The organism is Streptomyces canus (assembly GCF_001514145.1).
GTDB classification, from domain to species: domain Bacteria; phylum Actinomycetota; class Actinomycetes; order Streptomycetales; family Streptomycetaceae; genus Streptomyces; species Streptomyces canus.
Genome location: NZ_KQ948658.1, coordinates 165,906 through 180,889, shown reverse-complemented (window position 1 = coordinate 180,889; position 14,984 = coordinate 165,906). Strand labels below are relative to the sequence as shown.

The following is a 14,984-nucleotide window of genomic DNA, read 5'->3' as shown; positions in this document are numbered from 1 at the left end:
GGCATGGCCAATTTCTCGAAGTCGAACGCGCCGCAGTTCTCGATGGACGTCTACCAGAACGAGTACCTGCCGGAGGGCGGCCGCGAGGTCAACGCGATCGTCACGGTGACCTCGACCGGCGGCGGCACGATCGGAAGCGCGGTCGCGGCCCCGCACCTCTGGTCGGCGGAACAGGGACCCTCGGCCGCGGTGGCGCTCATGGTCGACTGCTCGGGCTCCATGGACTACCCGCCCACCAAGATGCGCAACGCCCGCGACGCCACCGCCGCCGCCATCGACACCCTGCGCGACGGTGTGCACTTCGCGGTGATCGGCGGCACGCACGTGGCCAAGGAGGTGTATCCGGGCAACGGTCGTCTCGCGGTCGCCGACGCCACCACCCGTGATCAGGCCAAGCAGGCGCTGCGCAAGCTCAGCGCGGGCGGCGGTACGGCCATCGGCACCTGGCTGCGCCTCGCCGACCGGCTGCTGTCCTCGGCGGAGGTGGCCATCCGCCACGGCATCCTGCTCACCGACGGTCGCAACGAACACGAGTCGCCGGAGGACCTCAAGGCCTCCCTCGACGCCTGCGCGGGGCGCTTCACCTGCGACGCCCGGGGCGTGGGCACCGACTGGGAAGTGAAAGAAGTCACAGGGATCGCCTCCGCCCTGCTCGGCACCTCCGACATCGTCGCCGACCCGGCGGGCCTCGCCGCGGACTTCACGCAGATGATGGAGGCGGCCATGGGCAAGGAGGTCGCGGACGTCGCCCTGAGGGTGTGGACCCCGGTCGGCACCACCATCAAGTTCGTCAAGCAGGTCGCGCCCACGGTCGAGGAGCTCACCGGCCGCCGCACCGAGGCCGGTCCGCGTGCCGGGGACTACCCCACCGGCTCCTGGGGAGACGAGTCCCGTGACTACCACGTCTGCGTCGAGGTCCCGGTCGCGAACATCGGCCAGGAGATGCTCGCGGCCCGGGTCTCCCTGGTCGTCCCGCAGCCCGACGGCTCCACGCAGAACCTGGGCGCACAGGGTCTCGTCAGGGCCGTGTGGACCGACGACATGGTCGCCTCGACGTCGATCAACCCCCAAGTCGCCCACTACACCGGGCAGGCCGAACTGGCACAAGCCATCCAGCAAGGGCTCGATCTGCGCAAGGCGGGCGATATCGATGGAGCAACGGCCAAACTGGGCCGGGCCGTCCAGCTCGCGAACAACTCCGGGAACGCCGATACTGCGAAACTGCTTTCGAAGGTGGTCGACGTCGTCGACGCCACGACAGGTACTGTGCGACTGAAGGCGAAGGTCGAGGAGGCCGACGAGATGACTCTCGAGACCCGGTCGACAAAGACTGTTCGTGTAAAGAAGTGACGTAGTAGTTCCCTGATCCGAGAGGGGGAAGCGCCGACATGCCGACCTGCCCGAACGGACACCAGTCGGGTTCCGACGACTGGTGCGAGGTCTGCGGTCACCGCATGGCCGGTGCCGTACCTCCGCCCCCTCCGCCGCCGCCCGGTACGGGTGGAGGCGGATACGGCTTCCCGCCGCCCGGCGGTCCCGGGGGCCAGCCCGGTGGACATCCGCATCTGTCCGCCGTACCGGACGCCGAGCCGGAGCTCTGCCCGCAGTGCCGTACCCCTCGTGAGGGGGGTGCGCCCTTCTGCGAGGAGTGCCGGTGGAACTTCCTGACCAACACGGCGACCTCGTACACCCCGGCCGCCCCGCGCCCGCCGGCCGGGTCCGGCGGGCCGCCCTCGCACTTCCAGCAGCAGGCGGGGCCCGGTCCGTCCTTCGGCGGCGGTGACTCGTACGAGTACCAGGGCTCCCGCCCGTCCCAGGTGAACCGCCCCGCAGAACCGATCCCCTTCGGCTCGGAACCGTCGGGCCGTCCGGGCCCGGGCGGTCCTGGCGGCCCGGGTGGACCCGGCAGTCCGTCCGGCTTCCCCGGTGACCCCGCGCGCCCCGGCGGCCCCGGCGCGCCCGGCCCCTCCGGTCCTTCCGGTTACCCGCGCGGACCTGGCGGCCCCGGCCCCTCCGGTTTCCCCGGCGATCCGTCGCGGCCCGGCGGTCCCGGCCCCTCCGGCCCCGGTGGTCCGCAGGGCTACCCGGGCGACCCCGGACGCCCCGGCGCACCCGGTCCCTCCGGTTTCCCCTCCGACCCCTCCCGGCAGGGCGGCCCCGGACCCTCCGGTTTCCCCGGTGATTCCTCCCGCCCCGGCGGCCCCGGGAACCCCGGACCGGGTGGCTACGGCTACCCGCAGCCCGGCCCCACCCAGGCCCCGCCCGGCCCGCCCGGACCCTCCGGCCCCGGCGGTCCGCAGGGCTACGGCGGCCACCCCACGCAACCCGGTCCCTCGGGTCCCGGTGGCCCGCAGGGCTTCCCCGGCGACCCGTCCCGCCCCGGCGGCGGCCCCGGCGGTCCGCCGAACTTCGGTGCCGACCCCTCCCGCCCGGTCCCGCCGCCCCCCGGACCGACCCCGCCCGCCGGCCCCGGTGCCACGAGCGGCGCCCCGCAGGGCTTCCAGGCGCAGGGCGCATCCGCTCCGCCCGCCTTCCCGCAGGAGACCAACCGGCCCCAGCCGGGCGGCCAGTCCTTCGGCGGCGGCGCCGACGACTGGGTCCTTCCCCCGCCGTCCTCCTCCGCTCCCGGTGGTCCCGGCGGCGGTCCCGGTGGTCCTGGCGGCCCCGGCGCCGGCGGCTACGGCTACCCGCAGCCCGGCTCCACCCAGGCCCCGCCCGCGCCCCCCGGCCCGTCCTTCCCGCAGCAGCCGGCGACCTGGACGGCGACCATCGGCCCGGACCGCGATTACTTCCTGGCGATGATGCAGCGCTCCGGCCCCGAGGCCGCGGGCCTGAACCTGCCCGCGTACTCCCCCGAGCAGCAGCGCACGCTCACCGGCAACCAGGTCACCATCGGCCGCCGCCGGCACTCCACCGGCGACACCCCCGACGTCGACCTGTCGGTGCCGCCGGAGGACCCGGGTGTCTCGCACCAGCACGCGGTGCTGGTCCAGCAGCCGGACGGCTCCTGGGCGGTCGTCGACCAGAACTCGACGAACGGCACCACCGTGAACGGCGCCGAGGAGCCCATCACGCCCTTCGTGCCGGTGCCGCTCCAGGACGGCGACCGGGTGCACGTCGGCGCCTGGACGACGATCACGATCCGCCGCGGCTAGGGCCTGTCCGGCGGATCAGGCCGACTTCAGGCACCGGTGCCTGTTTGGGGGAGAGTGACGACAACGCCGCAGATGCGCGTGTCAGACCCCGCGACGTCGGCATGATCCGCCGGACAGGCCATGGCGAACAGCCGCGTCACCGGAGGGGCCACGTGTACGGCCCCTCCGGGTCGTCCAGCCACGCCCATTCCCGCTCTCCGCTGACCGTGATGCCGTACCGCTCACGGCGTGGCTGCCCCTCGCGCTCCCACAGCGCGTACGCCTCCCGGGGTTCGAGGGTGTCCCGGGTCAACGCCAGCAGGAAGCGGAACAGTTCGCTCTCCCGGGCCCGGCGCGGCACCCCGCCCCACTCGACGAACCCCTCTTCGTGCCGGTCCGCCCCGCGCAGCGGCACGAAGTAGGCGGGCGTGTGCAGGAACCGCCCCTCCGCATGCCCGGCGTCCCGGACGGTCAGGGCGATCAGCCCGGTGGCGAGCGGGCTCAGGATCCGTGCGCCGGGCCGGCACTGGGCGAGCCAGGCGACCGGCACCGACGACAGGGTGCAGGTGGCGACGATCCGGTCGAAGGGGGCGCGTTCGGGCACCCCGCGCGCGCCGTCGCCGGTGACGACGGCGGGGTGGTACCCGGCGGCCGCCAGATGCCTGCGCGCCGCCTCGGTGATCTCCGGCTCCAGATCGACGGTGGTGACACAGTCGTCGCCGAGCCGGTGCGCGAGCAGGGCCGCGTTGTAGCCGGTGCCGGCGCCGATCTCCAGGACCCGGTCGCCGTCCCGTACCCGCAGGGCGACCAGCATCATCGCCATCAGCGAGGGCTGACTGCTGGAGGAGACCAGTTCGCCGTCGCGCAGCCGGGTGGCGAGCGGGGCGTCGGCGTAGGCACCGCGCACCCACTTCTCCCGGGCACGCGGGTCAGGGCTCTCGCCCCAGCGCCGTTCGTAGCCTCCCCTGACGCCCACGTAGTAGTAGGGCACGAACAGATGCCGGGGCACCGCCTCGAAGGCCTCCCGCCACACCGGGTCGGCGGCCCAGGCCCCGCTCGTGTCGATCGCCCGCACCAGCGCGGCTCGCGCAGCCGCGGCGAGTCCGGCGAGATCCCTGTCGAGAGCGTGCGTGCCCATACCTCCACTCTGCACCCTGAGCACTGGAGGTCCTAAGCCTTGAGTCCTCCTCCACCCTGTCTGAGACCATGGTTGACGTGAAAGAGATCCGGCGCGGCACGCTTCAGACGCAGACCTTCTACGAGCAGGTCGGCGGGGAGGAGACCTTCCGCCGCCTCGTCCACCGTTTCTACGAGGGGGTGGCCGAGGACCCGGTCCTGCGGCCCATGTACCCGGAGGAGGACCTCGGCCCGGCCGAGGAGCGCCTCGCGCTGTTCCTGATGCAGTACTGGGGCGGCCCCACGACGTACAGCGACAACCGCGGCCACCCCCGCCTGCGTATGCGCCATGCGCCCTTCGCCGTCAATCGCGAGGCGCACGACGCGTGGCTGAGGCACATGCGGGACGCCGTCGACGACCTCGGCCTGTCCGAGGAGCACGAGACCACGCTGTGGAACTACCTGACGTACGCGGCCGCTTCGATGGTGAACACCGCCGACTGATCACGACTCACTGAGTGCCGGATTCCGGTCGCTCTCCGGTTGACCATGACCGGATTCCGGTCACAATCCGGTCAAGTCCGCGCTACAAGCGCTTACCCCTGACCACCACCTCTGACATCCTCGCCCGGAGATCTGCACAACACGGCGGGGGGCCGGGTGACGGGGTTCGGGGGAATCGCACGTTTTGTGTTCCTGCGTGCGCGGGCGCACCGGCTGCTGCTCGCCGCCGCCTTGCTCACGGTCCTGCTCACCACCGCGGTCCTCGCGACCCTCACCGCCTACTCCGGCGCGATCAGTGACGCGGCCCTGCGCCACGCCCTCCAGGACCCGCGCAACGCCGCCGACACCGCGCTGGTCGTCAAGGCCGACGTACCCGAGGACCGTCGTACGGCCGCCGACACCGCCGTACGCGACGTGGCGCGGCAGACGTTCGACGGGCTGCCGGTGACCGTGCGGACGTTTCTGCGCTCGGGTCCGTACGCCCTGCCGCGGGCGCTGCAGCCCGAGCAGGACCGGTCCGGGGACCCGGATCTGACCCACTTCGCGGCACTGGACCGCAGCCGGCTGCGGCTGGTCGAGGGGCGGCTGCCGGGGCGGGCCGACGGGCGGGTCGAGGTGGCGCTCCCGCAGGCCGCCGCCCGCGCCCTCGAACTCGGCCCCGGCGCCCGCTTCACCCTCACCGACCGGCTGCGCGGCCCGGCGGTGCGGGTGACGGTGACCGGCCTGTACCGGCCCGTCCGCGCGGACGACCCGTACTGGCTCCTCGACGATCTGCACGGGCGGGGCATCAACAAGCTCGACTTCACGACGTACGGTCCCCTCCTCGCCGATCCCGGCGTGCTGGCCGACGGGACGGTGAGCGTCGGGGCGTCGGGCTGGCTGGCGTCGGCCGACTTCGCGGCGGTGACGACCGCGCGCTCGGACGCGCTGCGGGAGACGGCCGTCGCGGGGAACGCGGCGCTGCGCAAGGAGTCCTCCCTCGGCGGCGCCACCACTGCGTCGACCTCGCTGCCCGAGGTCCTCGACCGCACCGACCGCTCGCTGCTCGTCTCCCGCTCGACCCTGCTGATCGTCGCCCTGCAACTGGTGCTCCTCGCGGGCTGCGCCCTGCTGCTGGTGGCCGGACTGCTGAGCAGTGAGCGCACCGGCGAGAGCCGGCTGCTGATGGCACGCGGCGCCTCCCGCGGCCGGATCGCGGGCCTCGCCGCCCTGGAGGCGGCGCTGCTCGCGGTGCCCGCGCTGCTGTGCGCGCCGCTGCTGGCGGGCCCGCTGACCCGGACGCTGGCCGGGCGGGGCCCGTTGGCCCGGATCGGGCTGCACCTGGAGGTGCCGTCGGGCGGCCGGGCCGGGGTGTGGCTGGTGGCGGCGGCGGTGGCGCTCGGGTGTGCGCTCGCGGTGACCCTGCCCGCGCTGACCTCCTCCTTCGCGCGCGGCCGGGCCCGGGCGCTGCCGGGTGCGGTGCGCGCGGGGGCGGACCTCGGGCTGCTGGCCGTGGCCGGGGTGGCGTACTTCCAGCTCAGCCACCAGACCTCCGGTGCCGTGACCGACGACCGGGCCGGTGTGCTCGGCGTGGACCCGCTGCTGGTGGCGGCGCCCGCGCTCGCGCTGCTGGCCGGGACCGTCCTGACGCTGCGGCTGCTGCCGCCCCTGGCCGAGCTCGCCGAACGCCGGGCGACCGGCGGGCGCGGCCTGACCGCGGCCCTGGCGGGCTGGCAGATCGCCCGCCGGCCGATGCGCGGGGCGGGCCCGGTGCTGCTGCTGGTCCTCGCCATGGCACTGGGCATGCTGGCCATCGGACAGGGCGCCTCCTGGGACCGTTCGCAGTCCGACCAGGCGGACTTCCGGGCCGGGGCGCCGGTGCGGGTCCTGGCCTCCGGCGACGCGGGGCTCGGCCGCACCGAGGAGTTCGCGGCCGTCCCGGGGGTACGGCGGACCGCGCCCGCAGCCCGGTCCGAACTGCCGCTGTCCGGCAGCCGGGTGGCGACGGTGCTGGCGCTGGACACCTCACGCGCCTCGATGCTGATCCGCCCCGACCTGCACTCAGGACCGTTCCTCCAGGGGCTCGGGCCCAAGGGCTCGGTCGCGGGTGTGAAGGTGCCCGCGGACACGGCCCGGCTGCGGCTGACGGCGGCCCTGCGCGGTCCCTCCCCGAGCACGACGGTGCAGGCCACCATCACCCTGGAGGACCGCTACGGCACTCCCTACCGGGTCCCGGCCGGCCAGCTCCCCGCCGACGGACGGTCCCACCCGCTGGACGTCTACGTGCCCGGGGTCCCACTGACCCTGACCGACCTGGAGCTGGCCGTGCCCGTCCCCAGCGGAGACTCCGAACAACACCGCTTCACCGTGAGCGAGTTGACGGCGAAGAGCACCGACGGGGCGGTGCGCCGACTGCCGTTGCCCACGTCCTGGAAGGTCACCTCACGGAGCGAAGGGGTGACTTCGACTCCCGATGACACAAACAAACCCGCCCCGCCACACCTGAGTTCGGGATCCGGGAGGATGTCGGTGGACTACGGCACCGGGTTCATCCCGCTCGATGACACCTGGAGCGTAGGGGTGCTCACCGTCCGGATGAAGGCTCCGCAGCCGAAGGCGGCCGACATCACGGCTGTCGCGACCGAGCGCTTCCTGACCTCGGCGGGCGCCTCGGTCGGGGAGAACCTGGACGTGCCGTTGGGCGGCGAGACCGTGTCGGTGCACATCGTGCGCACCGTAAGGGAGTTGCCGACGGCCGCGGAGAACGGCGGGGCCCTGCTGGTCGATCTGCGGACCGTGAACCGGGTGTTGCAGGAGCAGGACGGCCGGAGCGTGGAGCCGACCGAGTGGTGGCTCACGACCGGACGGGGCGCCACGGACCGGGTCACCGCGGCGCTGCGGGCCCGGCCCGACCTGGACCCCGCGCAGATCGTGGTGCGGGACGAGGTCGCCGGGCAGCTGCGCGACGACCCGTTCGGCGCGGGCCCCGAGGCCGCGTTCACGGCGGCGGCCGGCGTGGCTGCGGCGCTGGCCGCGGTCGGGTTCGCGGTGAGCGCGGCGGGCTCGCTGCGGGAGCGGGGCGCCGAGTTCGCCATACTGCGCGCCCTGGGGGCCCCGCGCCGGCGGCTGGCCCGGGCGGTCGCCCTGGAACAGGGCGTCCTGGTGGCGCTGGCGCTGCTGGTGGGCTCCCTGCTGGGCACGGTGTTGACCCGGGCGGTGGTCCCGCTCATCGTGCTCACGGACGAGGCGGCCCGGCCGGTACCCACGGTCCTGGTCCAGCTCCCGCTCACGCGGGTGGCCGTACTCCTGGGCGCGGTGGCGCTCGCCCCGCTCCTGGTGACGGCAGCGCTGGCGCTGCGGCGGGCGGATCCGGCGCGGGCGCTGCGCGAGGGGGTCGAGTGAGATGAGGTTCTTCAGGACGGGTGAGCCGGAGGGCCCCGGGAGGACGGAGCCACGGGCCGCTGCCAGGGTGACCGCCCCCTGGGTCCGTACCCGGCTGCGGACCGCGCCCGGCGCCGCGTGCGCGCTCGCACTGCTGGTCGCGCTGACGGCGTGCCTCACGGCCGCGTTCCCCCGCGCAGTCGACCGCTACGAGGACACCGGGCTGCGCCGGGCCGCCGAACAGGCCCGCCCCGACCGGATCGGCATCGAGGTGTACGCCCCGCCACCCTCGCCGATGGAGTCGACCCGCATGCGCGAGAACACCCTGCGCCCGGACGCGCTGGCCGGGCAGTACACCGAGGTCCGCGCCCAGGTCCCGCCCCCGCTCGTCCTCGACCGGGACCAGTCGACGTACGGCGTGCGCACCACCCAGGACATCTCTGTACCGGACCCGTGGCTGCCGAGGCCGACCGGCAAGCCCGCTCGGGTGACACTGGTCGCGCAGGCGGGCCTCGCCGGTCACGCCTCCGTCGCCAAGGGACGGTTGCCACGCGCCGACGACCAAGTGACCTCCGAGACCAGCGGGTTGGAGGCAGCGGTCACCACCGAGACGGCCAAGGCCCTGCACATCAAGGTCGGTTCGGTGATCCACGCCGGCAGCTTCACCGTCCGGGTCACAGGCATCGTCACTCCACGTGTCCCCCAGGGCGCCTACTGGTCCACGAAAACCATCCTGCGCACCCCGGCCCTGATCCGGGAACCCGCGCCGTCCGTCGACATGTACTGGGTCGGCACCCTGCTGCTCGCCCCGAAGGCCGCCCCCGCCCTGCTCGCCGGTTCCGGAAAACCGGAACGCTACTGGCAGTTGGCCCCGGAGGTGCAGACCCTGCGGGCCCGCGACGTGCCGGCCCTGCGGTCCGCGATCGCCTCCCTGGAGGCCGGTCCGGCGCTGCGGGAGGTACGCCGGGAGATCGACGGCCCGTCGACCGAGTTCTCGGAGTTGTACGGCAGCACCGAGGTCACCACCGACCTCGACGACGTCCTCATCGCCTACGACCGGCTCCGTGAGGACGTCGCTCCCCTCGTCGCCGTCGCCGCGTTCGGCACCGGCACAGTCGCCGCCGTCGTCCTCCTGATGGCGGCGGGCCTCACCGCCGACCGCCGCCGCAGCGAATTCGCCCTGCTGCGGGCCCGCGGCGCCTCCCTGCGGGGTCTCACGACCCGCCTCTTCGCCGAGACGACGGTCGTGGCCGTCCCGGCGGGCGCCCTGGGCCTGGCCGCCGCGCTGCTCGCGGTCCCCGGCGGCCGCGTCGGCCACGCCGTCTGGGCCGCGGTCGCGGTCACCGCCGTCACCTGCGTGGCCCTCCCCCTCCGCGCGGCGGCCGTCCACCGTGTGGTCCGCGTCCACAGCGACCGCGAGGACATCTCGTCCGTACGACCGTCCCGGCGCCGTACGGTCGCCGAGCTGACGCTGCTGGTGCTGGCGGCGGGAGCGGTGGAGTCGCTGCGTCGCCGCGGCACCTCGGGCTCCGCCGACGACCTGGTCTCGCTGGCACCCGTGCTGGTGGGAGTGGTCGCCGCCCTGGTCCTGGTCCGTCTGTACCCGCTCCCGCTGCGGGGTCTGGCCCGTCCTGCCGCCCGCCTGCGGGGCGCGGTGACCCACCTGTCCCTGGCCCGGGCGGGCCGCACCTCGGCCTCGGCGGTGCTGCCCCTGCTGGCCCTGCTGACCGCCCTGACCACGGCGGCCTTCGGCGGCTCGGTCCTCGCGGGCGTACAGGAGGCCCGCGACCACGCGGCCCTCCTCGCGGTCGGCGCCGACGCGCGCGTGGACACGGGGGCACCGCTCCCGTCCGGGCTGCCGGACCGGCTGCGCCGTCAGCCGGGGGTGAGCGGGCTGTCGGCGGTGAGCGTCACCTCCGAGGCGAAACCGGAGAACGGAGCACTGTCGGTACCGCTGGTCGGGGTGGACCCCGCGGACTACGCGGCGCTGTCGTCCCGGACGGGCATGGGCGCCTTCGAAGCCGCCGGGCTGCGAGAAGGGACCGCCGGGGAAGCGGCCCCGGCCCTGGCCTCCACGGCCACCGCCCGGATGTACGGCACCCGCCCCTTCCCGGTCCTCCTCCCGGACGGCAGCACGCTCACCGTCCACATCACCACCGTCCTCGACCGCACGCCCGCGGTGCTGGGGTCGGACTTCCTGGTCGTGGACCGCGAGGCGTTGAGCCCGGCGGCGGCGAGGCCGACGACGGTGCTGCTGTCGGGGACGTCTCTGGACGGGGCCGCGATCCGGAAGGCCGCCCCGAAGGCGGCGTCCGTGCACCTGAGGTCCGAGGAACGCAGAAGTTACGTCGACTCCCCCCTCCAGACCGGCGCGGAAGGCGTCTACGCGACGGCGGTGGCGGCAGGCACGGGATACGCGGTCCTGGCCCTCTTCCTGTCCCTCCTGCGCACGTCCCCGGACCGTACGGCCCTCCTGGCCCGCCTCCGCACGATGGGCCTGACCCGGGCCGCGGGCCGCCGCCTCCTGATCCTCGAATCCCTGCCCCAGGCCGTCCTGGCCGCTGTCGGAGGCACCCTCACGGGCTGGGCCACGATCCACCTCCTGTCCCCGGGGATCGACCTGACGGCCATCGCCCTCCCCTCGGCCGACACCTCCTCGACGGGAGCGGAGTTGCGCACGGACGCCCTGTCCCTGGTGATACCGGCGGTGGCTGTGCTGCTGCTGGCGGTGGGAACGGGGGTCGGGCAGGCGTGGTGGTCGGGGAGACGGGGCTCGGTGCAGGAGCTCAGGGCGGGGGACGCGAGATGAACGACTTCGTCGCACCCGGCGGCGGGCGGTCGTGCCGCCGGAAACGCTCCCGACCCGCGGAGCGCGGCGCAGCGCTGCGCCGTCGGGCGGCCGGGGCCGGTGCAAACCGCCGGGTCGTCACCCGACCGGCGGCGCGCGAACCCCGCCGTCGACCAGCCCGCACGCCGGACCGCAGTCCAGGAGAAGGCCGATGACCACGAACCCCACCCTCACCGACCTCGCCCACCAGGCGACCCAGGCCCGCAACCGCCCCGCCTACGGCCACGACGCCCTGATCACCTGCGACCGACTCGTCCGCATCTTCACCACGGACGGCGTGGAGGTCCAGGCCCTCCAGGGCCTCGACCTCCTCGTCCGCGAGGGCGAACTGCTCGCCCTCGTGGGCGCGTCCGGCAGCGGCAAGTCCACCCTCATGAACATCCTCGCCGGCCTGGACACCCCCACCGCGGGCGCGGCCAGAGTCGCGGGCCACGACCTCCTCACCATGACCGCGAAGGACCGCCTGGCCTACCGGCGCGCAACGGTCGGCTTCGTCTGGCAGCAGACCTCCCGCAACCTTCTCCCCTACCTCACCGCTGCCCAGAACATCACCCTCCCCATGCAGCTCTCGGGCGCCGGTAAGCCCCGCCGCGCCCACACCGAACGCGCCCTGGAACTCCTGGAGTTGCTGGAGGTGGCCGACTGCCGCAACCGCCGCCCCCACCAGATGTCCGGCGGCCAGCAGCAACGCGTGGCGATAGCGGTGGCGTTGGCCAACAGCCCCGCGGTCCTTCTCGCCGACGAGCCGACGGGCGAACTCGACTCCCACACCGCGGAACAGATCTTCGCCGCGTTCCGCACCGCCAACGAACAGCTCGGCACGACGATCGTCATCGTCACCCACGACCAGGCGGTGGCCGGCGAGGTCCGCCGGACGGTGGCCATCAGGGACGGCCGTACGTCCACGGAGGTCCTGCGCCGCACCAAGGTGGACGCGACGACGGGCCACGAGACCCTGGTCGCCCGTGAGTACGCGATGCTGGACCGCGCGGGCCGCCTCCAGCTCCCGAAGGAGTACACCGAGGCATTGGGCATGCGCGACCGGGTAGCGCTGGAACTGGAACCGGACCACATCGGCGTATGGCCGGACGACAGCGACCGGGACTGACGACCGGCCGATCAGCGCACGCTGACGCCGAGGGTCCCAAGTCCCCCTTGCCGTACGGCGATCGAGCCGAAAGGCGTACGAAGCCGCAGCCACGCCCCCGACGAGAAGAGCGCCAACTCCCTACCGGAGCGCAGGAACCCCAGTGACTGGGCGGCGTGCACGGCCCGTACGGGAAGCCGCGTCTCCGCCACGGTGCGGGACCAGATCTCCCGCCCGATCCGGTCGAGTTCGGCCCGGGTACGCGCCTCGGGACCCAACTCCTCGGTACGGGACCGGAATTCGGCGACCCCGGCGTGGACGAGAGCCCGCAGCGCCTCCGGTCCCGGCAACCCGGCCACCGCCTGCCACCCGCCCCGCGGTGGCAGTACTCCGGCCCACGGCGGGCCGGTCACCGCCTGCGGCACGACAGCCGTGCCCGCGCCCTCGTCGACGGACTCGAGGAGCTCGCCGGCGGACACGGTCACGTCGAGCGTGACGTCGAGTCCGTTCTCGTACGGCTTGGCCAGCCGGACCGCCCGGATCGCCAGCACCTCGAAGGACGGCGGGCGCCCGAAGACGGCGAGCGCGGTCCCGGCCCCCTGGAGCCGGACCGCGGCCGAGCGGTCGTAGTGGAGCAGCCGGGAGAGGAAGGCGGCGAGGTCCGCGGCCTCCCCCTCGTCGGCGAGGTGGAGCACCGTCATGCGGCGACGGCCTCCTCCTCGTCGTCGTCCCGGTACTCCTCGAGGAACTCCCGTTCCTCCGCCGTGATCCGGCGCGGCCGCTGGGCCTCGAAGTCGAACGGCACTATCACCGTCGAGGCCCGGACGTAGACGTCGTCGCCGTCCTTGACCTCGTAGGCGATGGTGAAGGACGCCGCCCGGATCTCGGTGATCCACAGTTCGATGTCCACGGGCGCGTGCCGGTGGACCAGCTGCCGCTTGTAGTCGATCTCATGGCGTGCCACCACGGACCCCTGCTTGAAGTCCTTCTCCGGGCGGAACAGGAAGTCGATACGGGCTTCCTCCAGGTAGCGGAGGAAGACCACGTTGTTGACGTGGCCGTACGCGTCCATGTCCGCCCAGCGCAGCGGGCAGCGGTAGATGTGCCGCAAGATCAGCCCCGGGTCAGCTTCTTGTAGGTGGCGCGGTGCGGACGCGCGGCGTCCGGGCCGAGCCGCTCGATCTTGTTCTTCTCGTACGACTCGAAGTTGCCCTCGAACCAGTACCACTTGGACTCACCCTCGTACGCGAGGATGTGGGTCGCGACCCGGTCCAGGAACCAGCGGTCGTGGGAGATGACCACAGCCGCACCCGGGAACTCGAGCAGAGCGTTCTCGAGCGAGGACAGGGTCTCGACGTCGAGGTCGTTGGTGGGCTCGTCGAGGAGCAGCAGGTTGCCGCCCTCCTTGAGCGTGAGCGCCAGGTTCAGGCGGTTGCGCTCACCACCGGACAGGACGCCGGCCGGCTTCTGCTGGTCCGGACCCTTGAATCCGAAGGCGGAGACGTAGGCCCGCGACGGCATCTCGACCTGGCCCACGTTGATGTAGTCCAGCTCGTCCGACACCACGGCCCAGAGGGTCTTCTTGGGGTCGATGTTGGCGCGACTCTGGTCGACGTAGCTGATCTTGACCGTGTCGCCGATCTTGACCGTGCCCGAGTCCGCGGGCTCAAGCCCCTGGATCATCTTGAACAGCGTGGTCTTGCCCGCGCCGTTCGGGCCGATGATGCCCACGATGCCGTTGCGCGGCAGCGTGAACGAGAGGTCGTCCACCAGGACCTTGTCACCGAACGCCTTCGAGAGGTTGTTGACCTCGACGACGATGGAGCCCAGACGCGGGCCCGGCGGGATCTGGATCTCCTCGAAGTCCAGCTTCCGCATCTTGTCGGCCTCGGCCGCCATTTCCTCGTAACGCGCCAGGCGGGCCTTGGACTTGGTCTGGCGGCCCTTGGCGTTGGAGCGGACCCACTCCAGCTCTTCCTTGAGGCGCTTGGCGCGCTTCTCGTCCTTGCGGCCCTCGACCTTGAGGCGAGTGGCCTTCTTCTCCAGGTACGTGGAGTAGTTGCCCTCGTAGGGGATCGCGCGACCGCGGTCGAGCTCGAGGATCCACTCGGCGACGTTGTTCAGGAAGTACCGGTCGTGAGTGACGGCGACGACAGCGCCCGCGTACTTCGAGAGGTGCTGCTCCAGCCAGTTCACCGACTCGGCGTCGAGGTGGTTGGTGGGCTCGTCGAGGAGGAGCAGGTCCGGGGCCTCGATCAGCAGCTTGCAGAGCGCCACGCGGCGCTTCTCGCCACCGGAGAGGGTGGTGACGGGCCAGTCGCCGGGCGGGCAGCCCAGCGCCTCCATGGCCTGCTCCAGCTGCGCGTCCAGGTCCCAGGCGTTGGCGTGGTCCAGGTCCTCCTGGAGCTTGCCCATCTCGTCAAGCAGCGCGTCCGAGTAGTCCGTCGCCATGAGCTCGGCGACCTCGTTGAAGCGGTTGAGCTTGCCCATGATCTCGGCGGCGCCGTCCTGGACGTTCTCCAGGACCGTCTTGGACTCGTCGAGCTTCGGCTCCTGCATGAGGATGCCGACGCTGAAGCCGGGCGACAGGAACGCGTCACCGTTGGACGGCTGCTCAAGGCCCGCCATGATCTTGAGAACGGTGGACTTACCGGCACCGTTAGGCCCGACCACACCGATCTTCGCGCCGGGCAGGAAGCTCAGCGTCACGTCGTCAAGGATGACCTTGTCTCCGTGCGCCTTACGCGTCTTGCGCATGGTGTAGATGTACTCAGCCAAGAGAAACCGTCCGGCAACTTGAGATCTGGAGTGGGCAGATACACCCCATCTTGCCTGAGGTCCACCCTTGGGTGGTAACCCGTTTGGTCGGGGGGCTGTGACCTGGGGGTTCGCTGCTGGCGGCGGTAGCTCGACTGTCACTGTCGGTTGTCGCCGA

10 protein-coding genes are annotated in these 14,984 nt (G+C 72.9%); 6 read left to right on the top strand and 4 right to left on the bottom strand.

Annotation, left to right across the window (positions count from 1 at the left end; genetic code table 11):
• The first annotated feature begins 3 nt into the window (after positions 1 to 3).
• Both AQJ46_RS10315 and AQJ46_RS10310 read left to right on the top strand, forming a co-directional pair.
• Positions 4 to 1,350 (top strand): vWA domain-containing protein, encoded by a 1,347-nt coding sequence (locus AQJ46_RS10315; protein WP_059205282.1) that lies wholly within the window; start codon positions 4 to 6, stop codon positions 1,348 to 1,350.
• Between the two features lie 38 nt (positions 1,351 to 1,388).
• The gene (locus AQJ46_RS10310) at positions 1,389 to 3,155 is read left to right on the top strand and encodes an FHA domain-containing protein (protein WP_059205281.1); all 1,767 of its coding nucleotides are present in this window, start codon (positions 1,389 to 1,391) and stop codon (positions 3,153 to 3,155) included.
• A 136-nt stretch (positions 3,156 to 3,291) separates the two neighbouring features.
• On the opposite strand, the gene AQJ46_RS10305 is transcribed toward AQJ46_RS10310, so the two are convergent.
• Positions 3,292 to 4,272 carry a methyltransferase domain-containing protein gene (locus AQJ46_RS10305; RefSeq protein ID WP_059205280.1) on the bottom strand — a complete coding sequence of 327 codons (981 nt, stop codon included), beginning with the start codon at positions 4,270 to 4,272 and terminating at the stop codon, positions 3,292 to 3,294.
• Positions 4,273 to 4,340: 68 nt separating this feature from the next.
• On the opposite strand from AQJ46_RS10305, the gene AQJ46_RS10300 reads away from it, so the two are divergent.
• The 4 genes from AQJ46_RS10300 (at position 4,341) to AQJ46_RS10285 (ending at position 12,070) form a co-directional block, all read left to right on the top strand.
• The gene (locus AQJ46_RS10300) at positions 4,341 to 4,754 is read left to right on the top strand and encodes a globin (protein ID WP_059205279.1); all 414 of its coding nucleotides are present in this window, start codon (positions 4,341 to 4,343) and stop codon (positions 4,752 to 4,754) included.
• Between the two features lie 186 nt (positions 4,755 to 4,940).
• Complete coding sequence (locus AQJ46_RS10295) at positions 4,941 to 8,135, top strand: ABC transporter permease (protein WP_225887291.1); 3,195 nt, start codon at positions 4,941 to 4,943, stop codon at positions 8,133 to 8,135.
• 1 nt (position 8,136) lies between these two features.
• Positions 8,137 to 10,923: an ABC transporter permease gene (locus AQJ46_RS10290; RefSeq protein ID WP_107117241.1), complete on the top strand. Its 2,787-nt coding sequence runs from the start codon at positions 8,137 to 8,139 to the stop codon at positions 10,921 to 10,923.
• Positions 10,924 to 11,113: 190 nt separating this feature from the next.
• Positions 11,114 to 12,070 carry an ABC transporter ATP-binding protein gene (locus tag AQJ46_RS10285; protein WP_059205276.1) on the top strand — a complete coding sequence of 319 codons (957 nt, stop codon included), beginning with the start codon at positions 11,114 to 11,116 and terminating at the stop codon, positions 12,068 to 12,070.
• 11 nt (positions 12,071 to 12,081) lie between these two features.
• Here the strand turns inward: AQJ46_RS10285 and AQJ46_RS10280 are convergent, their stop codons facing one another.
• From AQJ46_RS10280 to ettA, 3 genes are read right to left on the bottom strand one after another with little or no spacing between them, the layout of a single operon-like run.
• A complete protein-coding gene (locus AQJ46_RS10280) occupies positions 12,082 to 12,750 on the bottom strand; it encodes a hypothetical protein (RefSeq protein WP_057609558.1) in 669 nt (222 codons plus the stop codon).
• The gene (locus AQJ46_RS10275; RefSeq protein ID WP_057609559.1) at positions 12,747 to 13,160 is read right to left on the bottom strand and encodes an acyl-CoA thioesterase; all 414 of its coding nucleotides are present in this window, start codon (positions 13,158 to 13,160) and stop codon (positions 12,747 to 12,749) included. The genes AQJ46_RS10280 and AQJ46_RS10275 overlap by 4 nt, the downstream gene beginning before the upstream one ends.
• 2 nt (positions 13,161 to 13,162) lie before the next feature.
• Entirely contained in the window at positions 13,163 to 14,827 is a 1,665-nt protein-coding gene (gene ettA / locus AQJ46_RS10270; RefSeq protein WP_079072210.1) for an energy-dependent translational throttle protein EttA, read from the bottom strand.
• Positions 14,828 to 14,984: the final 157 nt, after the last annotated feature.

Coding starts and splice junctions, on each gene's coding strand:
- AQJ46_RS10315 (WP_059205282.1), top strand. CDS start 4: ATGGCCAATTTCTCGAAGTCGAACGCGCCGCAGTTCTCGATGGACGTC.
- AQJ46_RS10310 (WP_059205281.1), top strand. CDS start 1,389: ATGCCGACCTGCCCGAACGGACACCAGTCGGGTTCCGACGACTGGTGC.
- AQJ46_RS10305 (WP_059205280.1), bottom strand. CDS start 4,272: ATGGGCACGCACGCTCTCGACAGGGATCTCGCCGGACTCGCCGCGGCT.
- AQJ46_RS10300 (WP_059205279.1), top strand. CDS start 4,341: ATGGTTGACGTGAAAGAGATCCGGCGCGGCACGCTTCAGACGCAGACC.
- AQJ46_RS10285 (WP_059205276.1), top strand. CDS start 11,114: ATGACCACGAACCCCACCCTCACCGACCTCGCCCACCAGGCGACCCAG.
- AQJ46_RS10280 (WP_057609558.1), bottom strand. CDS start 12,750: ATGACGGTGCTCCACCTCGCCGACGAGGGGGAGGCCGCGGACCTCGCC.
- AQJ46_RS10290 (WP_107117241.1), top strand. CDS start 8,137: ATGAGGTTCTTCAGGACGGGTGAGCCGGAGGGCCCCGGGAGGACGGAG.